The 26,699-nt window shown below is 45.2% G+C and carries 22 protein-coding genes; 4 read left to right on the top strand and 18 right to left on the bottom strand.

The annotated features are described in order from the left end of the window. The 3 genes from HY877_08560 to HY877_08550 form a co-directional block, all read right to left on the bottom strand. Window positions 1–643 (bottom strand): alkaline phosphatase family protein (locus HY877_08560; GenBank protein ID MBI5300323.1); only part of this gene is annotated, 643 nt, incomplete at its 3' end. Window positions 644–678: 35 nt separating this feature from the next. Further along, on the bottom strand, window positions 679–1,338 hold the full coding sequence (locus HY877_08555; GenBank protein MBI5300322.1) for an ABC transporter substrate-binding protein: 660 nt from the start codon (window positions 1,336–1,338) through the stop codon (window positions 679–681). Next, window positions 1,319–2,677, bottom strand: a complete 1,359-nt coding sequence (locus tag HY877_08550) for a TolC family protein (protein ID MBI5300321.1) — start codon at window positions 2,675–2,677, stop codon at window positions 1,319–1,321. The genes HY877_08555 and HY877_08550 overlap by 20 nt, the downstream gene beginning before the upstream one ends. A gap of 405 nt (window positions 2,678–3,082) precedes the next feature. Here HY877_08550 and HY877_08545 point away from each other — a divergent pair, with 405 nt between their 5' ends. Continuing rightward, on the top strand, window positions 3,083–4,507 hold the full coding sequence (locus HY877_08545) for an AAA family ATPase (GenBank protein ID MBI5300320.1): 1,425 nt from the start codon (window positions 3,083–3,085) through the stop codon (window positions 4,505–4,507). Between the two features lie 9 nt (window positions 4,508–4,516). Here HY877_08545 and HY877_08540 read toward each other — a convergent pair whose 3' ends face one another. Further along, window positions 4,517–5,767 carry a hypothetical protein gene (locus tag HY877_08540; GenBank protein ID MBI5300319.1) on the bottom strand — a complete coding sequence of 417 codons (1,251 nt, stop codon included), beginning with the start codon at window positions 5,765–5,767 and terminating at the stop codon, window positions 4,517–4,519. A gap of 105 nt (window positions 5,768–5,872) precedes the next feature. Next, complete coding sequence (gene tatC / locus HY877_08535) at window positions 5,873–6,574, bottom strand: twin-arginine translocase subunit TatC (protein ID MBI5300318.1); 702 nt, start codon at window positions 6,572–6,574, stop codon at window positions 5,873–5,875. A gap of 168 nt (window positions 6,575–6,742) precedes the next feature. Between tatC and HY877_08530 the strand changes: the two genes are divergently transcribed. After that, window positions 6,743–9,238, top strand: a complete 2,496-nt coding sequence (locus tag HY877_08530) for a VWA domain-containing protein (protein MBI5300317.1) — start codon at window positions 6,743–6,745, stop codon at window positions 9,236–9,238. Here the strand turns inward: HY877_08530 and HY877_08525 are convergent. Both HY877_08525 and HY877_08520 read right to left on the bottom strand, forming a co-directional pair. Next, the gene (locus HY877_08525; protein MBI5300316.1) at window positions 9,235–10,506 is read right to left on the bottom strand and encodes an ATP-binding protein; all 1,272 of its coding nucleotides are present in this window, start codon (window positions 10,504–10,506) and stop codon (window positions 9,235–9,237) included. The two genes, HY877_08530 and HY877_08525, sit on opposite strands and share 4 nt — an antisense overlap. Before the next feature lie 81 nt (window positions 10,507–10,587). Beyond that, on the bottom strand, window positions 10,588–13,620 hold the full coding sequence (locus tag HY877_08520) for a hypothetical protein (protein MBI5300315.1): 3,033 nt from the start codon (window positions 13,618–13,620) through the stop codon (window positions 10,588–10,590). A 307-nt stretch (window positions 13,621–13,927) separates the two neighbouring features. Here HY877_08520 and HY877_08515 point away from each other — a divergent pair, with 307 nt between their 5' ends. Together HY877_08515 and HY877_08510 are read left to right on the top strand one after the other, a co-directional pair. Further along, window positions 13,928–17,479 (top strand): hypothetical protein, encoded by a 3,552-nt coding sequence (locus tag HY877_08515; GenBank protein ID MBI5300314.1) that lies wholly within the window; start codon window positions 13,928–13,930, stop codon window positions 17,477–17,479. A gap of 2 nt (window positions 17,480–17,481) precedes the next feature. Next, on the top strand, window positions 17,482–18,999 hold the full coding sequence (locus tag HY877_08510) for a hypothetical protein (protein ID MBI5300313.1): 1,518 nt from the start codon (window positions 17,482–17,484) through the stop codon (window positions 18,997–18,999). A 307-nt stretch (window positions 19,000–19,306) separates the two neighbouring features. On the opposite strand, the gene HY877_08505 is transcribed toward HY877_08510, so the two are convergent. The 11 genes from HY877_08505 to HY877_08455 form a co-directional block, all read right to left on the bottom strand. Beyond that, window positions 19,307–19,834, bottom strand: a complete 528-nt coding sequence (locus tag HY877_08505; GenBank protein ID MBI5300312.1) for a hypothetical protein — start codon at window positions 19,832–19,834, stop codon at window positions 19,307–19,309. Between the two features lie 85 nt (window positions 19,835–19,919). Next, window positions 19,920–20,798: a hypothetical protein gene (locus HY877_08500; protein ID MBI5300311.1), complete on the bottom strand. Its 879-nt coding sequence runs from the start codon at window positions 20,796–20,798 to the stop codon at window positions 19,920–19,922. Window positions 20,799–20,801: 3 nt separating this feature from the next. After that, the gene (locus HY877_08495; protein ID MBI5300310.1) at window positions 20,802–21,377 is read right to left on the bottom strand and encodes a tetratricopeptide repeat protein; all 576 of its coding nucleotides are present in this window, start codon (window positions 21,375–21,377) and stop codon (window positions 20,802–20,804) included. 179 nt (window positions 21,378–21,556) lie between these two features. Next, on the bottom strand, window positions 21,557–22,756 hold the full coding sequence (locus HY877_08490) for a hypothetical protein (protein ID MBI5300309.1): 1,200 nt from the start codon (window positions 22,754–22,756) through the stop codon (window positions 21,557–21,559). Between the two features lie 229 nt (window positions 22,757–22,985). Continuing rightward, window positions 22,986–23,324 carry a nucleotidyltransferase domain-containing protein gene (locus tag HY877_08485; protein MBI5300308.1) on the bottom strand — a complete coding sequence of 113 codons (339 nt, stop codon included), beginning with the start codon at window positions 23,322–23,324 and terminating at the stop codon, window positions 22,986–22,988. Beyond that, window positions 23,300–23,893, bottom strand: a complete 594-nt coding sequence (locus HY877_08480) for a HEPN domain-containing protein (GenBank protein MBI5300307.1) — start codon at window positions 23,891–23,893, stop codon at window positions 23,300–23,302. Before HY877_08480 ends, HY877_08485 begins: the two co-directional genes overlap by 25 nt. A 15-nt stretch (window positions 23,894–23,908) precedes the next feature. Continuing rightward, a complete protein-coding gene (sctT, locus tag HY877_08475; protein ID MBI5300306.1) occupies window positions 23,909–24,805 on the bottom strand; it encodes a type III secretion system export apparatus subunit SctT in 897 nt (298 codons plus the stop codon). Window positions 24,806–24,958: 153 nt separating this feature from the next. Then, window positions 24,959–25,222 carry a flagellar biosynthesis protein FliQ gene (gene fliQ / locus HY877_08470; protein ID MBI5300305.1) on the bottom strand — a complete coding sequence of 88 codons (264 nt, stop codon included), beginning with the start codon at window positions 25,220–25,222 and terminating at the stop codon, window positions 24,959–24,961. Window positions 25,223–25,336: 114 nt separating this feature from the next. After that, window positions 25,337–26,011 carry a type III secretion system export apparatus subunit SctR gene (gene sctR, locus HY877_08465; protein ID MBI5300304.1) on the bottom strand — a complete coding sequence of 225 codons (675 nt, stop codon included), beginning with the start codon at window positions 26,009–26,011 and terminating at the stop codon, window positions 25,337–25,339. A 73-nt stretch (window positions 26,012–26,084) separates the two neighbouring features. Beyond that, a complete protein-coding gene (locus tag HY877_08460; GenBank protein ID MBI5300303.1) occupies window positions 26,085–26,384 on the bottom strand; it encodes a flagellar biosynthetic protein FliO in 300 nt (99 codons plus the stop codon). Window positions 26,385–26,387: 3 nt separating this feature from the next. Beyond that, window positions 26,388–26,699: FliM/FliN family flagellar motor switch protein (locus HY877_08455; GenBank protein ID MBI5300302.1), on the bottom strand; the 312-nt coding region annotated here is incomplete at its 5' end.

Raw genomic sequence — 26,699 nt, 5'->3', positions numbered from 1 at the left:
TTTTCCCGATTCCTTCGTCTAGAAAATGATATTGCTCAAAGGTTTTGGAATCTTCCGGATTAATCAAATGAGAATATTCATCGATCCCCGGGAAAACGACAAAAATAAATTCAAAATCCTTCTCCAAAGCTTTCAATGTTTTTGACAGAGCCACCTGATCCAGAAATTCCCAGCGGTCTGTGAGGTGTGCATAATACCAATACCAGATTCGCATGATCTTGGTTAAATTGCGATTGCCAGCCCCTTTGCAGACGGCGTTGAAAATGCTGTAGGAATTGGGGAGAAGATCGAAAATGGTCGGCACGGGTTTTATATCTTTATTGATCCAGAAAGTTTCAATGCCGCAGTAACTGCGAAACTTGACCATCTTTTTTTTTATGTCGCCATAGGCCGATTTATCAAACCAGCGAATCCCCGGAACATTGAGAGTGCCGGGAGTACATCCGGTCAAAAAAGGAAAATAGGCGGGGCCTGTTGTGGAGGGGAAAGTGGTTACACCAGACGCGCAAGATCCATTTCGCACCAACTCTTGTTCAATATGCGGAAGATCCCCTTTGGATAGAAGCTGGCGAAAAACATCCTCCCTCGCCCCATCGGCAAGAATCATAACCACGCGTTGAAAATTTTTTGATGATTGTTTCATAGTTCAAGTCCATGGTCCATGGTCTATGGTCCTCTTCAAACACGCTTGCCCCGGAACTCATTCAGCTTTTTTTCCATGCGGTGAACCAAATCGTCATAGCCATGTTTATCGATGATATTGCTAAAGGAATAACGGTAATTGTCCACGAGACTGGCGCCATCCATGATCACATCATAAATTCTCCAACCCGTAGCAGTCCTTTTCAGTTTGTAATTAAGAGTGATTTTTAAATTGCGTTTAACCAGTACAATGCGGGTCTTGACCATGGCATCGGTTTTATTTTTGTTCAGATAGGTATCTTTCGAATAATTGATGGAATAGGATTTGGTGTTCCCCTTTTCAGCCGCTTTTTCCTTGGAAAAAATGGAGCGCTCTTCCAAAAGGCTTGTCAGCAATGCGACAAACCGGTCCTGTTCTTTGGCCGTTCTTTGATTCCAATATTTGTCCAGAGCCAGTTTCGCCAACTCCCTCAGATCAAAGGTTCCATGCAGAATATTTTCTTTTAACTTCCGGTTGAATTCAATGTCTGCCGCGTTCAAATTTTTCCCAACACGATATTGATCCGCCTGCTTGTCCAACTCTTTGATCGCGTCTGTGGGAGTCTGCGCCTCAGGAATGGAGGGATTCGCAAAAGCAAACGATCCCATCATTAAAACAAATGAAAATAAAAATAATCTACTGAGCAGATGCTTCATAACGCCTCCCGGCCTTTTGGTTCAGTTTTGCCAATGCCATATTATAGTCAAAAACCGATTTGAGATACTCCCCACGCGTGAGCAAGACAAGTTGCAACGCGTCGGTATAGTCTTTTTCTTCTCCAACTCCGATATCCAGATTTGCTTTTGAAAGAAACATCATTTGTCGCGCCATTTTCTGTTTTTCCTCCGACAATATCATAGTTTCCTGCAGACGGTTGGCGTCATGATAAGCTGTCTCTACTTCGAGTTGCATCCCCTGTTTTGCCAAATTTTTTTCCAAAACAGCTTTCTGGTATTCACTTTCCAGTCTTCTGACTTTTGCGGAAGAGCCGTGAAAATCCAAGACCCCTTTTATTTCTATCCCCGCGCCGGCACGCATAAAATTGAAGGGATCATTGAAATCATCAGTCAAACGGAGATTTCTAATATCACTCGTTGTCCGGGCCACTTCAAAAAAACCGCCGAACCCGACTCTGGGAAGTCTTTTTTTCTTTTCCAGATCATATTCCAGTTTTTTTAATGAAACACCCAAGTCTACAAGTTGTGATTCAGCCCGGCCTGATTCTGTCGTATTCAGATATTCTGCCAAGGGTCCCAAAGTTTTCTGCGCCGGCTCCAAGTGACTGTCAGCCAGTTCAAAAGTGCGGTCCGAAGGAAGACCTATTTGAATTTTGAGAGCCAAACGGGCTTCTGTTTCTTTCTCTTTTATTTCCAAAATTCTTTTTTCCAGATCGGCTTTGAAAACTTTTAATTTCAAAATATCGTAAGGAGAATGTTTTTTGGTTTCCTCTTCTTTTTTGAGCTGGTTTTCGAGTTTGTTCACCGCATCCTGCATAATGCCTTGTATTTCTTTGCTGAATAAAATGCCGTGGTAAAGTTGCTGTACTTCAAAATAGATTGTTGCTTCATCCCTTACCTTCTCCTGCCTGGCCACCTCCACTCCCTTCCGGGCCAAATTTTGGGCTGTCTCAAGCTGTCCAAAAGCATAAACCGGAAAACCAAGACCAATGTGGGTCGAATTCCAAAAAGTTAGGTCCCCTTCAAAAAAAGATTTCGCGGCGTGCAGGGCATCTTTTGGAGCCGGCGCCATCTTGTTGGAATAATCGATGACGGGCCAAAATGTAGCTTTTGCCTCTCTAATGCGTTGCTGGGCGGCATCGATGGCATAATCCCTAATCGGCAATTTGGCATTATTCTGCAACGCCAATTCAAGGCAGTCTTGCAGGGAAAGATGAAGCCTCGATGGAGATTCTTGGGCAAAGACAGGAAGACAGAAAACAGAAAACAGAAAACAGAAGGCAGAAAGAAGCCGAATAATGGGTTTTCGGAATTTCATTGAAGGGTTTTGCTAACAGAACGGTCTTTTTAAGGCAAGGGAATCGTCACCTCATATAACGGGAGTGGTGGAAAATGCTGAAATTTTCAAATTGTCATTCTGAGCGAAGCGAAGAATCCAATATTATCAAGTAGATCCTTCACGGAGTTTACACTGAGCGAAGCGAATGTGTTCAGGATGACAACCATGAAAAACGCATTTTCCACCACTCCCATAACCATGAAAAAAAGTGGTCAGCGTTAAGCAATCAGTTTTCGGCTGGAAAAGTTGCTAAATTTGTTAAAAAACTTTTCGTCATATAACCATAATTGTGCCCCGCTAAATGACATAATTTTGTCTTGATAAAAATGTCATATTAGAGCATATATCTAATGTAATATGATACTTTTGCAGAAAGGATGAAATATGGGCTTTATAGACAGGCCATACGAGGAAGGACTTCTTAAAGAACGTTGGGGGAAATCGGCCGCCAGTTTGATCGTCGTTTACGGCCGAAGGCGCGTTGGAAAAACACGTCTCATCGAGGAATTCTATAAGGACAAGAAAATATGGAAATTTGACGGCCTTGAACGAGAGCCAAAATCAAAACAGATCCGCCAATTTCTTGCGACACTTTCGGAATATACCCGCAATCCCCTCTTTGCCACAGCCGAATGCAGGGATTGGCTGGACGCCTTCAAACTTCTCGACAAGGCCGTCCAAGATTCTTCGGGCGGATATCGGATGGCGATATTTCTTGATGAACTTCCCTACATGGCCAACCGCCGTGCGGAAATGATTTCCGATCTCAAATGGGCATGGGACAATCTTTGGTCGAAGAGAAACGGCTTCACACTTATTCTCTGCGGATCGGTCGCTTCATTCATGGTGGATAATGTCATCCATTCGTCTGCCCTTTATGGACGGGTCGATCTTGAAATCCATCTAAAACCCCTTCTGCTCAAAGATGCCAGAGAGTTCTTTGCCGACAGATATTCTCCCATTGAATTGGTACAGCTCTACATGTTCTGCGGCGGAATACCGGCCTACTGGCTACAGATAGACCAAGCCTCTTCTGTTGCATCCAACATAAACCGACTCTGTTTTTTAAGAGATGGCTATTTCACAGGCGAATTCGGCAGGATATTCAAGGATGTCTTTCACGAAGAAAGAACCTATCGGAAAATCATCATGCTGTTCAGCAAATTCAGAAGTCTCAAGACAGCGGAACTTCTTGACCTCCTCCAGATGAGCGGCGGGAGCGGTTTTCAGCGTTATCTGGATAATTTGGAAAAAGCCGGCTTCATAAAAAATTATGTCCCGTGCGGATATCCTATAGAAAGTACGCTGAGGAGATACAGACTAGAAGATGAATACTTGCATTTTTATTTCAAATTTATCCGCTCCAATTCCAAAAAGATTGGTGACAACGTCGGCGAAAATATCTTTGCCGGTATCATGCAAACGAGATCCTATCAGAGCTGGGCGGGACTTGCTTTCGAGCGTTTATGCCTAAAACACATCCGGCCTATCCTAAAATCACTCAACATAGACCAACTGGTTAAGGACTACGGCCCCTACTATGACAGAGGGACAAACACCAAAGACGGCGTCCAGATTGATTTGATGTTTGAGAGACATGATCCCGTTGTGACTGTCTGCGAGATCAAATATTATTCGGGGAAAGTCGGGAAATGGATCATTGATGACATGGAAAAAAAGATTTCAATACTTGAGCCGACAAAAAAGGGCGTCGAAAAAATTCTCATTACAACAGAGGGCGCCACAGAGGACCTCAACGCAAGCGGTTACTTTTCAAGAGTGCTCCTTACCGATTCTCTGTTTTGTTGAAGATTTTTCTCAAGCGGCCAATTCTTTGTGACGGATGGCGATTGGTTTGAGGGGTAATGTAAAAAAGAAGCGGGAGCCACGTCCCGGTTGGCTCTTTACCCAGAGACGTCCACCATGCAACTCGATAAGTTTTTTAGAAAGGGCAAGCCCGATGCCCGGGCCTTGAAACTCACGGGTAATGCCGCCATCGACCTGATAAAGACCGTCAAAAATGCGGGACAGTTTTTCTTCTGAAATGCCAATGCCCGTATCCGCAACGCAAACTTCCAGCATTTCCCCTTTTTTGTCGGCACTCACATGGACCTCTCCCTTCGGAGTATATTTTGCCGCGTTATCTAGGAGGTGTTTAAAAATCTGACGCACCAGCGAAAGGTCTCCGTAAATCATTGGTGTTCGCGGTTCAAAATCAATTTTGAAATTTGTATCCATATTAAAAGGAATCTCGTCTCCCAAACTGGTTACCAAAGGAGCCAAAGGAAATTGCTGTACATGAAGAGACAAATTTCCCGCTTCCAATTTTGCCAGATCGACAAAAGCAGACAATGTCTTCATGAGACGGTCGGCTCCATCCTGAATTTGCAAAACATGTTTTTTCTGTTCCTCATTTAACGGACCATCCATCTCTTCCGAGAGCAATTCGGAAAAACCGATGACACCTGTTAAAGGGGTTCTTAATTCATGTGACAAATTGGCAATGATCTGGCTTTTAAGATCTTTCACCGTTTCCAATTCCATTTTTTGCAATAAAATTTCTTCGCGTAACATCGCATTTTTCAAAAAGAGGGCGATTTGGGATCCAAGCCAATCCAGCACCGACTGACAAGCGGTGGTGTAGGGCTTCCCGTTTTTTTTGACCGACAAAGTCACAAAACCGAGCAGGTCTTCTTGCACAAAAAGAGGGACACAAATTTCCGCCTGAAACTGAACAAAGAAAGGAAGCGCGCTCCTTTTGATATAGGAAAAATGGACATCTTCCAGAATTTGGCTTCGCGTTAAAACTTGCCGGTGTTTATTAAACCATTGGATGAGATCTTTAAAATCTTCCGTTCTGAAAGCAAAACTTCTCCAACCCAAACATTGACGAACGGAATAGGTTTCTTTTTCTTTTAGAACAAGAGCGGCTCCCTCCGTGTGAACGGTATCTGCAAGAAATTTAAGGAGATTTAGATTGAGTTCATCTAGAGAAAGATTTTTGTGAATAATATAGGAGAATTTTTTTGCTAATTCTTTGTAATCATAGTCTTTTTGGCGGAAAAACAAGAGAACCTCCCCTTAACTCGTTCCGATTATATCGAAAAGTCAATGGAGTTGGCAACATCCTTATACAAAAAAATGAATCTTTCGTGACAAGTGAGTAGAAACCAATCATTCTTTGTACATTAATTTTGAGACGTATAATGAAATTTCGAATAAAAGCCACAGCGGTATTCCCAACATGAGCTGACTGATCACATCGGGTGGGGTCAAAATGGCCGCCACGATAGCCAGCGTCACAATAATATGAGGACGTTTGGAAGAAATGAAGGAGGGAGAAATAATTTTGAAACGAACGAGCAAAATCAAAACAAGAGGAAGCTCAAAAGCAATTCCAAAGCTCAGTAAAAACATCAAAACAAAATTGAGATAATTTTCAATGGTCCATGAAGGAGTTACACCCAAATTCCGGCTGTAGTTCCAAAAAAAACTTAATGCCTGCGGAACCACGAGAAAATAAGCAAAGCAGGCACCAATGAGAAAAAGAAGAGTTCCAAAATAAAGGCTCATCACAAAGGCCTTTATTTCACGCGGAGCCAAACCCGGAGAAATAAATTGCCAAATTTGGTAAACCAACACAGGCAAAGCCAGCACAACACCGCCAATCAAAGCTAAACGCATGCTCTGCATAAAAACACCGGCGGGTTGCAGGGAAGTCAATGTGGCATGAACAGAGGGAAAAGGTTTCAAGAGGCAGGCAAGCATCCAATCCGAACCAAAAAAGGCGAGGGTTGTGGTGACGGATAAAGCAATGACAATGCGAATCAAACGCGATCGCAATTCATCCAGATGATTCCAAACCGACATTTCCATAGACCGGCGATGTAAAACGAATTCCCAAATATTTGTCCATAAAAATTATTCTCCACCCCATATGCGAAGGGGTGAAGAAGATAGCTTTTCAACTTTTTAACCTTATGTTACAAAAGGTCTGTGCGATGGAATTTTTCGAAATTTTGTTTGTTGTCTTTTGTCCTTTTGATGGGTTGCAAACAAACACCCACCGCGGTTGTAGAAAAAGTTGAAGAAAAAAATCAGATTGTAGCGAAGGCTTTGACACTCAAAGCGGCAGAGGCACCCAAACAGGAAGCAATACAAATACAACCAACAGCAAAAGAAGTTGCACCGCCAATAAAAGAAGTGGTGCTACCAACCAGCGGCGTAAGCATCACTCCCCTTCCAATAGAGGGAACGATACCAACGCAAGCCACTGCTACTCAGCCCGCAACAACACCGCTTCTGGAAACCAAACCGCTCGAAATTCCCGGCTCAACAAATTTACCCATCGCACAAACTCCCGCGGAACAAATTCCTTATCAGCCCACCATGCTTAAAGGGGGGCTGGCCGTAGAGCTCATTGTTGACGCCTCCGGAAGCATGAATGGTCTTTTGGGGGCAGATACCAAAATGAGTATTGCAAAAACGCTCATCGGAAATTTGGCAACGGAATGGGCCACACTAAAAGATCCGCCCATCCATCTTGCTCTGCGTGTTTTTGGTTCGGAAAATTTGCTGGCAGAGAACAAATGCGATGATTCAAAACTTTTAATGCCGCTGGGTTCGGTCAATCCGGTGGAGTTGAGAAAAAATCTGGAAAGCATTCAGGCAAAAGGCTCCAGCCCCATTGCTTACGCCATGCGCAAAGCGGCGGAAGATCTGTCGACTCAAAGTGAGGACAGGATTATCATTTTATTAACGGATGGCAAAGATTCCTGCGAACAAGATCCGTGCGCGGCGGCGAAAGAATTTTACGATGGTAATTATAAAATCATCACCCACGTTGTGGGTTTTGATCTGACACAGGCAGATGAACCGTCCGTAAAATGTATCGCTGGTAATTCAAAAGGCATCTTTTTATTGGCCCGCACAAAAGATGAATTGGCCAGTGCTTTGGATGAAGCCCTCCGCTCCACCGTCCCCTATAATTTGCGTTTCAAAGTTTTTGTGGGCGCTACTCCGCTTCCCACCACGATCACCGTCTACAAAGCCGGCACACAGGAAGTCATTGAACGCGCGCAAAGTTACGGAATCGAACTTTTCCGTCTTAAACCGGGTGCCTATGATATCTCGGTGGAATACACCGCCTCCGTGGAACAATCCAAACCTTCCAAAATTTTGAAAGGGGTTGAACTGACCGGTCAGGGCAAAGTGGAACAAGAGGTACGTTTTGATCTGGCTTCATTAACGCTTTCTGCACACGACGCAAAAGGAGAACCGGCGCAAACACAGTACGAACTTTACAAAGCGGGAACCCAAGACAAAATCGCGAGTTTTAATTCGGATGGTCGGGAAACAAGTTTCTTTCTTGAACCCGGTGATTACGATTTGACGGCTCAAAGACTGGCTCCCGAAGGACAGGAAATGTCTCTTACGGAACCAAACATTAAAATCAGTATGGAGCAGGGCTTCACAAAAAATTTCGCGTTTCAGATGGGCACATTGGTGTTGAAAGGACAAACTTCACAAAAACAGGCGGTCCCTCTTGTTTATCAAATCACAAAAGCGGGCCAACCGGATACCGTCATTACAAAGGGGCAAGTTGACGCAAAGGGCGGAAACATTGAGCTTTCGCCCGGGACCTATGATATTTCCGTGGAGGGACAAGATCCCGCCGCTCAAATTCAACCGCGTGGAGAACTAAAAAATATCACCATCGAAGGCGGTGCCACCAACGAGCAAATGGCCACTTTGATTGTGGGAACACTTGAACTGGAAGCAACAAAAGCAGAAAAAATCCCTGCACCAACTGAATTTAAAATTACCGACGCCGCAGATGACACAAAAATCATTGCAACACTGACCGCGCAGGAAGGAAAAGCCTCCATCGCCTTGCCACCCGGAAAATACAATATCATCGCCTCTTTACTCGGAGGCAATTATGCAAAAAATCCGACGGCGGAAGCAAAAGAAATTACCATTGAAGAAGGAAAAACAATCGACCAAAAAATCCATTTTGATTTGGGAACTTTAAAACTTCTGGGCCGCGACGCGAAAGAACAGCAGATCAATACAATTTTTTATATTTATAACGGCGGGACAATGGATATTGTGGCCACACAAGGTCCTCAAAAAGGATGGACCGCTTTTGATTTGGCTCCGGGCAATTATGACATTCGCGCGGAAGATGCCAGCGCCACAGTCGATCCGAAACCCTCCGTGTGGTTGCGTGATATTACCGTCGATGTGAATTCGTTGTATGTCAAAGAGGCCGTCTTCACCAATGCGAAGCTCCGTGTCATTGGGCGCGGCGCCAACAGCGAAATTGTTCCGGTGGAATTTAAACTTTACGAGTACGGACACGACCGTGCCATTTTGACTGGCACCACCGGCCAAGACTGGCAATCATTCGATCTGCCCGCGGGCAAATATTACATCGAGGCCAGCTATCACGATCTGGACGCTTCACAAATCCTCAAAAAGTGGATCAACCTCAAAGTCGCCGAAAACGATCTGGTTGAACAAGAACTCCGGTTTTAGATTTCCTTTCGCTGTAAATCCGGAATGGAAACACCAAGATTACAAAAAAACCTGTCTGCCGATATTGTAAAATATTTTCTATTGCTTACTCTGACAATACCCTTCTTTTTAATAAGCTGAACAATGGGAATTCCACCAAGCGCCTCTGAATGAGTGATATGATGCGAGGCCATTTTTTCCTCGTTTGATTTCGCCTCGAACAATATCCATGGCGCTTTTTTATGCGTGATCAGAAAATCGGTTTCGAGACCGTCTTTTGTCCGCACATAGAAAAGTTCGTAATCCCCAGCTCCGGCGTCCTTGAGAAAAGAACAAAATGAAAACAACTCGCAGGCGATATAATTTTCGAATCTGGAGGCGTCGTTTTCAACCCTCGTCCAGTCAAAAAAATAACACTTCTCCGCTTTCTTGAGACTCCGAATCATATTTTTTGAATAGGGCTTGATCGCAAATATCACATAGACAAGCTTAAGCGCGGTAAGCCATGTTCGGATGGCAGTGTGGCTCACTTCAATATCTTCTCTCAGAGAATTGAGCGAAAGCGGGTTGCCAATTTTTGAAGGCAGGATATCTATCAGGTCGAACACTTTTTCGAGCTCATGTATATTGGTCAAATCGCGAAGGTCTTCTTTGATGTAGTGTTCGATATAATCGTTGTGCCACTTAGCCAGAAAAATGGATGAGTCGGAAAGAAAAGGTTCCGGAAATCCGCTTTTGTTCAGAAGGTCGTCAAAACCGCCTCCATCCGTCAAGCCACCATCCAATACCTTTTCAACAAAAGCAGACGGTTCCGGACGGACCAATGAAAATTCAATTTTGCGGGGTACCGCGACAAGTTCCGACAATGTCAAGGGAAAGAGTCTGAAGGCAAAATATCGACCAAGAAGACTTTCGCCGGTGTACTTGAGCATGTCCAACCTTGCACTTCCGGTTATGATAAATTGTATGATGTCTTCATGTCCGTCGAATATCCCTTTCAGAATATTTTTCCATTTCGGCATTTTGTGAATTTCGTCGAAGCAAAGCCAGACTTTTTCGTTTTCCTTTTTACAGGTCAACACGTCTTTCATAAAAAAAGACGGATCTTTTCTATAACTATTCTTTATCTCCCGATCATCCCAGCTGTAATACAGTTTTGGCGTCCCCTTTTTTTCCAGAAAATTTCTGGCCAGAGTCGTTTTCCCAGCCTGTCGCGGGCCAACAACAAACCGCATTTGTCGTCCAAAGACATCGGAAAAAGCCAATGATTCCATGGTTCTTTTTATCATAATGTCTATTTTGTGCTATAAGTAAAATTAGTCAAGACTAATTTTACTAATGGGTAAAAGTGGAGGCCGTTGACAAATCAATTAGCGCACCACCGGCACACTATGCAGGAGAAGGCGATCGGCGCTGGCGTCCCAACCGATGTCGAATCCGTTGGCGCCCCAAACCAAACGGGGCAATCCAAATCCAAGGGTTGAAAAATCGAAACCGCGCGGGATGGAAAATCGAATTTCTTTTCCGGCCTTGGAATAATTATCAATTGCCAATTTCAAAATTTGCTCCAACTTAGAAAGAAGTACCGGACCGGGAATAATTGTCGTATTGGTTCCCTCTTTTTCGGTCACCCAAAAATGTGATTTTTCCGCAATAATTTTCAAACCAATTCGAAGCGATGACGGATCCGCAGAATCAAACTCGAGAGGCAAAACCTGCAAACCAATTTTTGCCGAAAGTTTTGCTACAATAAAACGGGCCCCGCCCGACTCGATCGCAAGCTCCCAATCGGCAAATTCCATTTGCAAAAGTCCTGTTTCTTCCAGCACACTCAGGCGAAGAGGAAAAGCCTCTGATGGTTTAAAAACCAAGCGAAGCGGAGCACGAGGGTCCAGATAACCGAACTTGCTGATCGGATCACCCAAAATTTCCTGCGCTCGCGGGCGAATATTACATAGAGGACTTGGTTCCGCTGTAGAGCCGGGTTGCTGTGCACCGTCGCAGGCGGCTGAAAAATCAACATCCCTTTTTTTGAAAAAATTATCGTCGAGTACCAATCCATCGCTCCCATCGGGAATTTTAAGTCCCCAGAAAAGTTGACTGATCATCGGAAGAGAGACTCCAAACGAAACGTCATTTGTGTCGGAAGAAAAAATAAGGGGACGCGGAGGCCCGGAGCCAAGTAAAATCCCCGCTCCTCTTTTGCGAACGGATTCCGGCCAACTTCCAAAAATTTCCTGATTTCCAAAACGGGTTTTCGCGAAAAGCGTCATGCCCGTTTTATGAATTTCCAAACCTTCCAGTCCAACCGCTCCCTTAAAAATCAAACCTGCAAATTCTTTTACGATGGGAAAATCGCCCGTCACCGCCCCCGCACCCTGACAGGCATAGGCATTATTCAATGTATCAAGAATTTTTTCCTGCAAAAATCCCCCGGTCTGCCGGTCCACCACATTCATGGCATGGCATATCTGATCCATCTTCTCTGAAATTTTTTGCGAGCGATCACAGGTTACAAAAGCTCCCGAGGGGGAAGCGCCGCCCTTAAAGTGTTGCGGCACCAGCAAAGTCGGCATATGCAGACAAGCCCTGCTTCTCTTGTAATCACAATCGGTGGTGGGACTTGAAAGCACGCCACCATTTTTTAAAATCGGGGTGGCATCTAGTTGTTTGAAAACTATTTTGAGGGGAAGCGGATCAATGTCGGGCACACCATCATTGTTCTCATCTTTATAAAGCTGAATTCCCACCGAAAGATCTTCGGCATGCAGAGAAAGTTGCGTTTGCGATTCCGAAAATTGAAATGGAGTGACACGGATGCGACCAATTTGCGGCATTTCCGTCACTTTCATACGCAAACCGGTCAACCCACCGCTCTTACAATAGGAGGGAAGAGCGGGCGGATTTGTCGGTCCATCCTTCTTTTGCACCTCGCCACGACCCACATTTTCTGTCGCTTGCCCAAGCCATGTTTTAAATTTTTCTGAAGCGATGAAAGATTGGAGCGGTGGCATTAAGGTCTGATTGAAAAATCCTTCCGAAAGCCAAAACTGCATGGCATGAGAAAGATTCAAATCCTTGTCCGGACGTATATGACCATTCGCATCAAAAGGACTAAAAGGTTTTCCCCAACCAAAAGGAAATGTTGCGGTCAATTTTTGATCGGGGAGAACGGCTTCAATGGAAACAATGTTGTACCCTTTTTCCGGATTCAGAGAAATTTCGTAAATCCCTTCCGCGTTGGCGCACACTTTCGGAAGCGCATTCGCATTCAAAGAGACATGAACGTTATCCTTACATTTGCTGGAATCCACTCCTTCAATTTTGAATCGAAGGAGAATCGTGGGGTTTTTCGTCTGATCCCAGAGAAAGGGACCGTCGGCAAAAGGAGGCAAAATCTGAACTTGCGAAGTGACTCCTCCCACATTAAAAAAACGGGAAATAATTTTTGGACAGGCAGTGGAATTAAATCCGGTGGCGGCATTACAAATCCGAATGGTCAATTGATTGGTACCGGGTTCCACCGGCACACCCAGTGCAAAACGCCCTACCCCACCCTGCACACTATTTGTTTCGCAACGGACCGTCTTGGGCGGAGTTGTTGCCATCTGGTTTTCCACGGTGACAAACACACCACCCGTGCCCGCACCAATAAAATCACAAGCCTCTTTTGATTCTCCACAGCCAGCCAGCAAATCAAGCACAACGCGCACATGATGCGTTTCTTTTATCGCCTGCTCCGCATTTATATTCGGATCATAGGTAATCACATCTTCTGTTACGGTCGGCGCAATCACGCGGCTGACTCTGGCTAGTGTCTGCACCGACTCGCCTTGCGGACGGGTCGCGGCAATAAAAAGAGTATAAGGGCCCAAATCATTCAGAGGTATGCGCACGGCATAAGCCCCACTCTTCTCAAGACAAAAGTTTTTTTCCGGCGAGAGAGAGGCGTTCCAGCAATTTTCCATCAGAGGAGACGTGAGCGAAATATTTTTTAATTGTTTGGTGTATTCGTGTTGTGTGGCGATGGTGAGCTGGCCCAAGTTGGACGTCTCGAGATTAAGTCTTCCTTTAATAATGACAAAATCTTCTTTAACACTTCCCATGGGAGTGTTGACGCACAGAAAAGAACCCCCTGTTTCGCAAATCAGAAATGGCGTCTTGGCAGGAACAAGACAACCGTTTGTCACGGGAGGAATTGTTTCCGCCGCAAAAAGAGTCAGCGGCAACAAGAGACACAAAATAAAAGAATAGATGCTTTCCCATTTGATTAAGGTTTTCGTGTCATCCCCGCGAAGGCGGGGATACAGACATGCTTGAAACGACTGGATTCCTGCCTTCGCAGGAATGACAGACCTAATCTTAATCAAATGGGAAAGCATAAAAGAATAAATCGTTTTCATATCTGACACTTCTATCTTCGGCTTTTATCAGAAAAAGTTGCGTCGACAAGACGCACCGGGACTTTTCATTTTAACGCACCACGTCAGCCCACTGCATATTTACGCGCAACATTTTTCGTGAAATGCCGAAGACAATACTGTGAGAAGAAATCTTCTTTTTTGTGTTTTGGGCTTCTTGCTCATCTCGTGCGCCGGGACAGACTACACCCCCGTGTATTTCCCGGGGATGAGTAAGACGGATTCTGGATCGAACGACAAGCCCTCCCCCGGCACTTCTCAATAACCCTCCGTTTCGGCCAATTGTGTTTTGCATCTCACGGCAAAATTATGCGTGAAGATAAAAGGGGATGATATTGATGTCGGCACCAAAGAAGGAAAAGAAGTTTGCGCGGACACTCCTCCCATCCCCATCGAACTGCAGGGAGATAAAGCTATCATTAAAGGAAGTGATTTCCCTGACATTCCTGTTCAAGTCAAACTTCCCAGTGGAAATGCGCCGATGACCATCAACGCGAAAGGAAAAAGTGATGGCTCAAAAAATATCGGACAGGGTTTTTGGACACCCGATGGGGAAATTGAAATTCATAATTTTTCTTTTTTCTTTAACATATTGGGACTCGTTGGAGAAATTCCCGGCCTTAATCTAACGACCAATGCCGCGAGGAAACTCCCTCAACTGCCCGCGCTGAGCGGTAGTCCCGCTGATGCCAGCGGAAAAATCACACTCGTTACCGGCACAACACTGGGTTCTCTCTCCCCTGCCGCTGACAAATTTTTGCTGGGAGCTTCCATGCAGGTGGTCTTTACCGGCACACTCGACCCCACCTTGTCGGAATGTTCGCAAAATAATTCCGACCAGAAACGCCAGATCACAATTACAAAAATAAGACTGGGCGCTTCTGGCAAACTTGTCGAAGAAACACTGCCGGAAGGAAATATTCTGGAAATTTCGCAGGGGACTTTTATTGCGCAAGGCCCGCAGGATGTTGGAAGCGACTTTGAAACAACGGCCTACTTCAAGGCAATCAACGATGGAGATAAGTCGGTCAATATTTTGATTCCGGGGCACATGGGTCCGTTCTATCTGACAGCCGAGGGAAGATCACAACGCTCCCTCTCTCCCAAAGCCAGCCTCAAATTCAAAGTTTCCTTTCATCCAACGATTGCAGACACTCCCAAACCCGGAGCCATTCGCCAATCGCTTCGACTGGGAACGGACGCCTTCTATTTAAGCGGCATTGCCATGGCTCCGCAGGGGAAAACAAGTGTCGACAAGATTGATGACAACGGCAAAGTGCAGTCTGCCAACATTGACACGATGGTCTTAAGTCCCCTTTCCGTGCCGGCCGGTTCCGTAAAAGATTTTTTCAAATGCCAAAAAATAAAATGCGGGGATCAGGATACCATCACCCAATGTCAAAAATGTTCCCCTCCAAAATTGGAAGATTGTAATCTGCTTCCGATCAACACGGCCGGAAAACCGATCGGTGAAGTTTCGGAGGCATGCAAACCATTACAGATAGGCGACATGCCGATGATGACCATCGATCTGGCCGGTTCTTCCCAATTACCGATCAAACCATCCAAGCAGACCGTCATCATAAAAAACACCGGCATTGCCAATCTTGACATCAAAAAAATAGGAATTGAAGAACTTCCCGGCTCAAAATCAGTTGCACAGTTCCGTCTTCTTCAGGAAGCCATTCTTGTCGGCGAGAAACTTCCAATGGCCGTACCGGCTGTTTTTCCGGTAACCCTGACCTCTCAAAACGTTTTTGTCACGGTTACCTATCTTCCCACCGACCTGATCGGTTCTGATGGCAAACAGGCAACCACCGGTGTGGACGCCGTTGACAGAGCCACCCTCAAGATTGAAACAAGCACAGGAATCAAATCAATCTCGTTGATTGGCAAAACGCGCATTCAGGATGTTCCCGATTTAAAAGTTTATTTTTACACGGCCACAGGACGCAAAGACAAAGCAAACGATGAAACTTTTCCGTTTGAAGAAGTCACAGCAAACACGGAAGACCTAGCGATCCCGGTGTACCTCAAATTGGCCGACTCCGCGAACAGCGGTTTAAGAATTTCCGACATTTCGCTTGCAGGAAAAGATGCCTCCTTTTTTGAATGGCAGGACACAATGGATAAAGTGAACGGCAGACAACCCGCATCGGGACATGGCAAGCGCTGTTCCGTCCCCACAATCGATTCCACAGGGCACTTAACCGATGAGGGTTTTGATCTGCAATTTGTATCGCTGGGCAATCAGGGTTTTGATCTCAAACCGGGGGCCTACACATTGGACAGTATGCCCCTCTTCGGCTGTGTCAATTTTCACCGAGGCGCGGCGCAAAACGTGAAACAGAGATTGTTTCAGACAGACATGATAGTCACCGCCATCAAACTGGATGCCTTGGGAAAACCCGAGAAAAATTCCGACAACACCTATAAACAGACTCGTTTAACCGTGCATCTGGTGGCGGCCATCGATCCACTACGCGGCAAACTGGTGTTGCGCATCCCACAAACACTCGGCGCCTTCTTTAATCCGCAAGCCCCCGTGTTAACCGCCGGCGCCACCAAAAAGGAGGTCGAATTGCTTATCAAAGAGGGAAGAAGCAACGAAAAGGAATTATTCGTAATGTTGGGCGCTGTCATTCTCGACCCGTTTGATGAAATGGAAATCAAAGATAAAAATGGAAATGTTGTGAGCAAACCCGGAGATGGCATCACGGCTGTTGTGCGCGAACTCGATACCCATCCCGCCAGCATCAATTATGAGGAAGAATATCTGTACGATTATACAGGGCTGTTTCACGATTCCTCTCTCCCTACTGGCAAACAGGGAGTTTTTTACGATTATGATTTTCCGGGACACCCTCTCCCAAATCCTCTCAAAGTCAACGGATGGCGTATTTTTACCGGAGCGCTCTCCTATCCGGGCCCGCTCGATCCGCGCGCTCCCATTAACAGAGAGGAATGTGAAGCCATTGATCCCTGTTCACCGGAGGGTTTGAGAAAATTTTCCGAAAGCGGTCTCGGCCCGGATGGAAAAGGAGCTTGTGCCTTTTTTTATACATCAGGGGGAAGATATGACAGTCCTGCTTTTCAGGCGACCATCAACAATCATCCCGATGATTTCTGTGCTGACCGAGACAAACCACAGGACCTCATCGCACTCAACACGGGACACTATTCTGTCGATGGTTCGATAACTCTGGAAAATTTGGGACTTCGTTTCTGGGGACCAACCTACTTTCACAATCCGGGAGGTCCGCTGGGAAATAAACCTCCGATGGATGAAGTTTTTCATATCGCTTTCACAACAGAGGTACTGAAACCACAATCGAATCCGAAAGATTATAATGTGCTTCCCGATGAAAAACTTGATTTTTCGAAACAGGAACACAAGGTCAATCTGACAGACACAACACTGGGAACACCTCTGTGTCCCCGCAATACATTTAACCGGTCTATTGGCGGTCACAAATACAGTAGCTGGCGCTATGTTGCGCCTCTGATTTCAAAAGATGAAGCCGGGGAAATTCCTGCAGGATGCCCGGAACCGGGGACCCCTTTTACGGGTGGCACTGCTTTTTTTCATGGTCGCCGTATCGACACGACCACCAATATTCTTTCACTTGTTACCTCTGCAAAGTTTGGACCCCGTGAGGATCTCTCGCTTGCGTTTCAGAATGTGCCGATCTTTTTTGCAATGAATGGATGGATTTGCGATCCGCGGGGAGATGAAAAGAATTTTGAAGGCGCTTTGTGTTTCAGTCCGAAATTCAACGACCGCGATGCAAAATCGCAAATTTCAATTCTTGGAGATGAAACCATCGGAGACGGAAAATAAATATGGCAAACGATATTGAATGGGGACTTGGCGGAGGAGGTGGTGTTAAAATTCCCACGCCTGTCACCGAAAGCGGGTATGAAACCACACTTGAAGGCCAAGCCTTCGTTTGCGCCAATATCCGCGACTGCTTCGGTCTGAACCTGCAACTTCATTTCGACCACAGCAATGGTAACGAATTTTTTCAGCCTTCCGATAAAACGAATTTGTTGTTTGGTATCTCCAAACAAAAGAGAGCGGGAGCAACAAGCGATGTCACCAATCTCTATCTGGGAGTAGACAGCACCGATTATGGTTACACTTTCACGCTGGGGCGCGATCTCTTTCACAGGAGTTTGACTTGGAAAACGGGCGAGCACTCCGGTTTTTCTCTCGAGCCTTATGTCCGGCAAACCATCCAGCTCGCCAATGAAACGGCCGAGGAAAATCTTCCGCTCATTGCTTTAAGTGTTGGAGTCAGCGGACAGTTTCACTCATTTGATGACACAACCAGCTTGCCTGATCCCGCACCCACAATGTGGGACAATCTCTTTTTTATGGCAAACCAGCTTCATGGTTTTTCTAGCGATGTCATCACCGCCTCTGCACTCACGGATCCCTCCAAAACCCTGCAAGATTACTCGAACCAGCTTTTTGGATCCTCTGGAAGTCCCTCCACCGCACTGGAAGGATTTTCGTTTTTCCTCTCCCTCACCCAACTAGGCGGAGTTTTTTCCGACGGCGAGGATCAAAGCCTCATTTTGGGGAAAGAAAAAGACACAGGACTTTTGACATTAGCCATTGCGGCAAGAACATTGGGCTCCTTTCTTTACGGAATGGAAGACAAAGGCGTTTCCGGACTTAACACATTGGGCGTTTTGGGAATTGCTCACGCCATGTCCATTCATCCCGGCTCCACAAAAGAAGACGGCGCCGCTTTTTTAAAATATCGTTTTTTACTTCACGGAGCCACATTTCTCGCGGGGCTTTTGGACTCAACGGGAAACACAGGTCAGGCGCTTCTTCTGGGAGGTGGGCAGGCTCTCCTGACCGCCACGTTATCACCGGACCCCGCCAACAACACGCATCTCATCAGCAAAACGAGTTACCTAGCCCAGTATGAAATCAACAGTGACGGAAGCCGTTATTTCGGAGGAAAAATTCTACATCATTCACCCTCCGCAAACATGTACACCAGCACCGCGTTTCTCGTCCAAACCACTCCCATCGTCAATTCAGACACGGTACAAAATGGCATCGATGTTGTAACAGGACGTGATGCCCGGACAGAAGGCGCCAAGGCGAAGTTGATCGCCTCCGCGGGCTATGAAGTAAGCAAAGATCAGTTGACGGGAAATTTAGGATTACGCGCGGGATTGCTTCGCGGAGAGGGTTCTTTTGTTCTGCCCAGTGTAGGCGTTGAAGCCAACGGTCTTTTCAATTTTAGTTCCAACCTCGTTGGAGCCGTAGGTCTTTTCGCAGATTATACAGGTGGTAATCTTGGTGGCGGAGTCAGTGTTGGTTTGGGACTTAGCTTTTAGTACAGCATTCACTAAGTAGGTTGTCATTCCGGAATTTTTGCGGAAGCAAAAATGCTTGTCCCAGCGGTTGTAAGCCGGGATCCGGAATCCAGCAGACTATGGGAGTGGTGGAAAATGCTGAAATTTTCAAATTGTCATTCTGAGCGAAGCGAAGAATCCAATATTATCAAGTAGATCCTTCACTGCGTTCAGGATGACAACCATGAAAAACGCATTTTCCACCACTCCCACTATAAACTGGATTCCTGCCTCCGCAGGAATGACAAAATAAATGGAAAAATAAATGACAAAATAAATGGAGAGTACACTAACGCTTCGGTCTAGCAACGTCGGCTTCCATGGAACGTTTGATCGCAATCACCAGTGAGCGCGCCCTGTTCGCCCACAAATTTCTTCCTGACATATCGAGCAAAATAGCACTGCGAAAATCTTCCGCCGCTTTGCGATAATTTTTGTGACGCAAATAAACTTCACCGCGATTAACAAAAGAGGTGATGTCTTTGGAATCAATCGACAAAGCCACCGTGTATTCAAAAATCGCCTCCACGGGTTTGAAACGCTTTTGGTAAACCGCCCCCATAGCCGCGTGAAAATAGGGATTGCGGTGATCGAGTATAATCAATGCCTGAAAAATTTTTTCCGCTTCGTCAAAACGACCATGTTTTAGTTTCACATGTCCTGCTTCCGCCAGCATATAAAGTTGTTCTTTTTTGAAGCCGCGCAATTCGGCAAGACTGGCCCTGTCTTCCAAAAGGGCAAAAAATTTGTCGATGATACTTTTGCGCCGCGCCGGATTGGGGTCGATAATCTGCGGGGATATTTTGGATATTTCCATTTTCGTCTTTCATGGTCCACGGTCCATAGTCCATAGTCCACGGTCCATGGTCCATAGTCCATGGTCCATGGTCCATAGTCCTCCCCTATCTCGCGGTTGTGGCCTGAATCATACTCTGTTTCGCCTGTCCGATGGTTCTGATCGCATTGCTGACCCAGTCAAGAGTTGTTGCAATCTGGCTCGAAGCTTTTTGCAAATCCATCGTTTCCAACTGCAAGTTAACTCCGCCGCTTCTTGTTTTGCTTTGCACCGACTGCAATTCTTTCATGTAGCCTTTGTCATTGGGATCCATCTTCAAAAGATTTTTGGAAATTTTATCCATTTCCGTATTGAGATGCATAACCTTCTTCCCCTTCCACGAAAAAATGGTTCCTTCCTGCAGAAGGCTCGACTTGGCCGCGGCAATCAAAACATATTCCGGATCCACCTGCCCCGACATCACCAGCGCAATCATCCTCTGCACTTCTTTATTGAGGTCCGCTGTTTTGGAACGAAGTTCCTGCATCATCTGCATGTCAATGGCTTTTGTCTGCAATTCACTGTAAAAATCATTCCACTGACTCAGCGTTTTTTCACCCATCTTCATTACATCCTGTCCGGAACCTTCGGTGACAGTTGCTCTGGCACGCATAGTCCGCATTTCCTGCATGTCCTGTTTAAAAAGGTTGTGATCTTCCGCGCTCAAAGACACTGCTTTAACACCCGCCGGAGAATGTTTCTCCGGCACAGGCGGGGGCAAACTCCCTTCGCCTGCATAAACCTGATAGTCCTGACGAATCTGATTCTGAAAAATGCGTGATTGCGTGGCAAGATAGTCTTCAACCTCCTTGCGATGAACGCCGGAGGTTTTTAAAATTTCATAAATATTACCGTGACGAAGTGCTTCCACTACTTCCGGGTGATCCAGCGTGGGACTTATCGGTCTTTCTTTTTCAAGTTGTGCGCGGATACTATCGACAGCCATGGCCTACTCCTTTTTCCCCGCCTTATTTTTTTCAAGCTGAGCGTTCAAAACACGTGCCCTGTTTGCCCACGCGTTGGTGCCTGAATGATCCAGACGAACCGCCTTTTCAAAATCCTGTTTGGCATTCAATGTCCAACCATGTTTCATAAAAATTTCCCCGCGATTGGTGAGACTCACAACATCGTCGGGAAATAATTCAAGCGCCTGTGTGTATTCGACAATCGCTTCGCCATCTCTTTTTTGGCGCTGTAAAATAGAACCCAACATGGAGTGATAATAGTAGTTGTCCCAATCGAGAATGCTCAAAACTTTGAAAAAGCGTTCGGCATCTTGGTAACGACCCACCTTGAAATGGGTGTACCCCAATTCGGCCATCTGCTCTTTTTGTTCGGGAGTAAAACTGAAAACTTCGTCCCAACCCACTTTCCCTTCCAAGAAACCTGTGATCTTTTTGGCTCCTGCCTCGATTTCTTCTAAAGGAACTCCTTTAAGTCTCTCTTCCAACTCTTTAAAAAACTTCTCAACTTCCGCGTCGGCTTCCTCGGAAGTCAGTAGTTTAGATGGAATATCTTTAGCCATTATGTTGAAATTTAACATTTTTTCACCAGTTCGCCAAGTTTATTTACCGGATCCGGGACTGTTCAAAAAGGTCCCAGACGCGAGGCCGTGAGGAGGAGGCCACCGGAGCATACCTTGATGGTATATGAGGATGGCCGACGACGAACAACGAAGCAGATGGGCCTTTTTCAACAGTCCCCTTATCTCGAGCTCGCGGTTCTCTGTACTCGGCCCCATGCATCCAACACGTTCTTGACGGAGTTGGTCAATGTTTCCACCACTTGGGCAAACTCCTGAAGCATATCGGCCAGCAATTTTTGAGACGTTGCAATTTGAGACTGTTCCGACTGAGTTTTCTGCAACATCTTGGTAAATTCGGTCTGATCTTTATTATCAGTCCCCATTAAAGCATCCGATGCTTTGCGCGATTGGTCTTGTAACTTAATCAGTTGCGTGGAGACCTGAATGTTCTGCTTCGCCTTATCTTTGGAAATAATATAGGTGATGAATTTCATGAACTGATACATGGCACCCAAATCTCCCGACTCGGCCATTCTGGCATAATATAAAAAGAGCATCATAAGACGCTGACCTTCGCGTGTTCTATTTCCAACCTGACCAAGGCCGTCACTAATTAAATTATCCATGTAAAGAGCACGGGCGTAAGCCGCGGAACTGGGAGGATTCAATCCATCAAAGAGAGAACCAGAACCGCTCCCGTTTCCCGTGCCCATGGCGCGCGCACCCGTTCCATTATTACTTCCTTGTGTTCCATTTGTTTGGCCCCCCAAAGGCCCCGAGGAAGAAGAAGTAACCGACGCACGAGCCTCGCCAAAAGCGATGTTAGAGCCACCTGAGCTGGACTCAGGCAGATCACCAACAGCCTTCTTAGCATCTGCAAGTTGTGACTCAGTGACTCCTGCTTGTTGCGCCTTTGTAATCAACGCGCGTAGTTTATTTGTAGCCACTGCCACTGATTGACGAGCTCTTTCAACTGCCGCTTGATCGCTGGCTTTACTAGCAGGAGTTGCACTGGCTAATTTTTGTTCCGCATTTTTTGCTCTATCCTGTGCCGCTTTCAGTTCGTTTGTTGCTTGATTTACATTCTGCAAAAGAATTGTTTTAAGTTGGGCTCTCACTTCGTCTGGGTTCGCATTTCCACCGCTGGCAACATGATGCTGTCTTGCCGCTTCCTCCACCGCATCTTTTAAATCTTTCCATTTATAAGTCTGGCCTTCGAAGTTTACGTCCGTCGCATCTGTAAGAGTCGCGGCGGCTACCGTAGTACCAGTGGTACTATCAATAACACCCGCTTGGACTTCAGTGTCATTAAAGGTTCCATCGTTATTTGTATCTTTCACCTTGTTTGTATCTAACGTTATTGTTCCACCGCTTTTCATAAATCCTCCTAAATCGGAGGTCTTAAATGACCTCGCGCATAAGAGTATTGCAACAGCCATGCCAGATTAAGTGTTTAAGTGCATAAGTGTTTAAGTATTTAAGTCTAATAAAATCAACTAGTTCCAACATTACCATATGGTACCTGTTACCCTGTGGTAAAAAAGTGGGGATTGACCTCCCCACTATTGTGGTAACGGAACCACGGGGTGAGGTTTTTGAAATTCTTCTTCAGGCCGCCTTGTAGAGAACGCGATGATTGTTCTGAATTTCTTCCCAGAGGATACTATCTTTACCCCGTTCAGCGATCTCTTGAGACGTGTAGCCGATAGCTTCGATGGGGGCTTTTAAACCTCTCGTTGCCAACGCCAACAATTCCAAACGTTGTATTGGAGAAATTGAAGCAAAATCTTCTGAAATAATCGCCAAATCTATATCACTCCACTCATCAGCTGTTCCCTTAGCATAAGAACCATACAAAAGAATCTGTTCAGGATGAATCCCCGCCTTGAAAAGAGCGTCAACATATTTCTTGATGACATCATTCAGGTTAAACAATTTTTGAGCCATAAAAATAACTCCTTTGTTTTTTCAAAAATCACTTTTGCATGCTCTGCCGTGTATTCCCGGTAAAATTGGAATAAGTCATCGGGGTAACGTGTACCGATATAGTGGGCATTCAATTTAAGGAGGAATGTTTCTTGTTCCAAAGACAATTCCACTTTTGCTAATCTGGTCAGCATTTCCAGATTATGGGTGCGTGGTGGTATCTTTTTTGTTGTGTGCTGTACAATAGCTTTGAGAATTTTTTCAGTAGCTTGGTGGCATTGGTGACAGGCGTAATAAGGTCGCTGTTTATTCTTGAGAATCTGCTCCGCGAATTCAAGATCATTTTCCGCCAGCGTTAGCCATGTTTCTGTCTTCTTATCCATTGAGTCAATCCTATCAAATTGCATTACATATGGCGAACGCAAAACAAAATGTCCGGTTTCTTTTTTGTCATTCCCGTCCCCGCCTGTGCGAGGATAAACTCCGGCGGGAATCCAGAAAAGTTGAAAAAGCTTGCCCCGTACCGTGATACGGGGACTGGATCCCTGCCTTCGCAGGGATGACAAACTTGTATACGTAAAAACGGACATTTTATTTTGCGCTTGCTATAGCGGAACCACGGGGTGAGGTTTTTGCAATTCTTCTTCGGGGGGTTTTTCTGCGGGTTTTGAAGGTGTCAGAATTTTGCCTCTTAAATCCATAATCACCGCTTTTACATCGCGGTTCGATTCCGCCACATAATTTTCGATCTGACGCGCAATGAAAGCCAGAGACAAAAACAAAAGCAAAATGCCGACATAGCCACGGATATTAAAACCAAGTTCCCAGACATTAATCTGGGGCGCAAAACGATTGGCAACACCCAAAATAATATCGGTAATCAAAATCGCAATAATCACCGGCGCTGAAATTTGAATGGCAATAAAAAAAATCTTGCCCGTCATCTTCATAAAAAGATCCAAAAGAGGAAGGAGGCCTTCCACACTTTCCGGAAACTGGAGCAAAGGCAAAACCTGATAACTCTCGGCGAAAGCCCTGAAAAAAAGACGATGTCCGCCCAACACCAGAAAAGTAACGATGGTTAATTGAAAAAGAAAAGCACCCGTAATTGAAGATTGCTCTCCCAGTTCGGGAATCAGAATGCGCGCAAGCGAAACACCACGCTGGTTATCAATCATCTGTCCCGCGCCCTCAAATCCGTAAAAAACAATGCTCGCGGCGAACCCAATACTCAAACCAAAGAGAATCTCTTTTAGAAACAGGGAGAAGAGTTTTAAATCCTGAATATCGGTGGGGGCGATCTCTTTCGTCACAAGAAGCGGATATAAAAATACGGCAAGCATTACAGAAGCACCAACACGCACATTGCGTGGAACGGGTTTTCCGAAAAGAAAAGGGATTGTCATGACAGCACTCAGAACACGGGCCCAGATAAGACCCGCCATGATCAGGGCGAAGGGAAAGTTGATATTCAACCCAAGTGTTTTAAGATAGGTTTCCATTTTAAAATCAAATATTAAAGATCAAAAACCAAAAACACATATCAAAAATCAAAACCAAAGATTAAAGCTCAAAAATTAAAAACACATACCAAAAATTAAAAATTTTTTATTTTTAATATGTGTTTTTGGTTTTTTATTTTTGATTTTTAATTTTCATTTTACGTACTGCGCAAAATTATCGAATAACCAGCGCGTGAAAGAGAGAAGCTGACCCGTTAACAATTCCGCCGTGATGATGATGGCGAAAACAACGGCAACCAATTTGGGGACAAAGGTGAGTGTTTGCTCCTGAATCTGAGTGGTGGCTTGAACAATGCTGATAATGAGACCAACCACCAACGCAATAAGCACCGGAGGAGCCGTTAGAATCAGCGCCAGAAAGAGGGCCTGCTTTGCGATACCAATAAAATAATCCATAGGCAGAAAAAAATTAAAAACCAAAAATCAAAAATCAAAAACACATACTAAAAAGCAAAAATTTTTTATTTTTAATATGTGTTTTTAATTTTTGGTTTTTTATTTTTGGTTTTTTCATAGATAAGTTTGCACCAAACCTTTAACAATCAGATGCCAACCATCCACCATCACAAAGAGCAAAAGTTTGAAAGGGAGCGACAACGTAACGGGAGAAATTTGAAACATTCCGAGTGAAAGCAAAATATTGGCCACCACCAAATCGATCACCAAAAAAGGAAGAAAGATAATAAAACCAATTTCAAAAGCCTCCGTCAATTCACTCACGATAAAAGCCGGGATGATATTTAAAAAATCCTTTTCTTCGACCTCTTCCGAAACTTTCTGTGTTTTGCGCATTTCAAGCGACAAATTATAGAAAAGTTTTTTCTCCTGCTCATGGGCATTTTTCAGCAAAAAATCGCGCATCGGTTCTTTGCCTTCTTTGACCGCCTTCGCAAGAAGTTCAACGGAGGCCTGCGATAAAAGCGGCTGGTTGGAACCCTGATTGATAACATTGCCGGCAATGTCGTAAATTTTGAGTCCCACGGGCGACATAATGTAGATCGTGAGAATAAGCGCCAAGCCTGTGATAACCACGTTTGGCGGCACCTGCTGTGTGCCCAGAGCATTGCGGATAAGCGATAAAACCACCGCGAGTTTTACAAACGAGGTGGCCATCATGAGAATAAAAGGAACGAGCGACAACGCGGCTAAGACAATCAACAGAACAAGCGGTTTGGAAACTCCCATCCCTTTCATGTCTTGGGCATAAAGTGGCGAGGTAACCAAAATGGAAAAAACCATTCCTCCCAGAATCCAAAGTCTATTGCGAAATTCTTGTTTCACTCTTAGTCCTTTCGAGTTCATCGGGTTTTAATTCCGACAGGCAATGTAATCCTGATTCGGAACCTCCCAACACCAGATATTTTTTCCCGACACGCACGAGATAAATGGCGCGACGAAAATCGAGACCAAAACGATCGATCAATTCAAAATTTCCCGTTTTTTGAAATTTTCTGGCCCAAGAAAGTTTCGGGAGCACATAACGCAAAATCAAAACAGCCGCGACGGAAACAATCACGAGGGCAAAAAGCATTTGTAAAAAGAGATGCGTAAAGTCCATGGGCTATTTCAACATTTTAATGATGCGCACACCTAATTTTCCGTCAATCTCGACTAATTCCCCTCTGGCCACCAGTTTCCCGTTGGCCATCAAATCGACAAATTCGTTGGGGGCCCTTTCCAAATCGATCGACTGCCCCACTTTGAGACGAAGCAAATCTTTGAGCAAAATATTTTTCTTCCCCAATACAGCCACCAATTTCACGGGCATATCTTCGGACATATGAACCGCTTCATCAACAAAATCGCCCCCTTTTACAGCAATCTCCCCTTTCTCAGAGGGAACGCTTTTTTCAAATTCCTCCTTGTCGAGATG

This window comes from Deltaproteobacteria bacterium (assembly GCA_016213065.1).
Taxonomy (GTDB): domain Bacteria; phylum UBA10199; class UBA10199; order SPLOWO2-01-44-7; family SPLOWO2-01-44-7; genus JACRBV01.
Note: the sequence above shows the minus strand (reverse complement) of the source record. Positions and strands in the feature narration are given on the sequence as shown.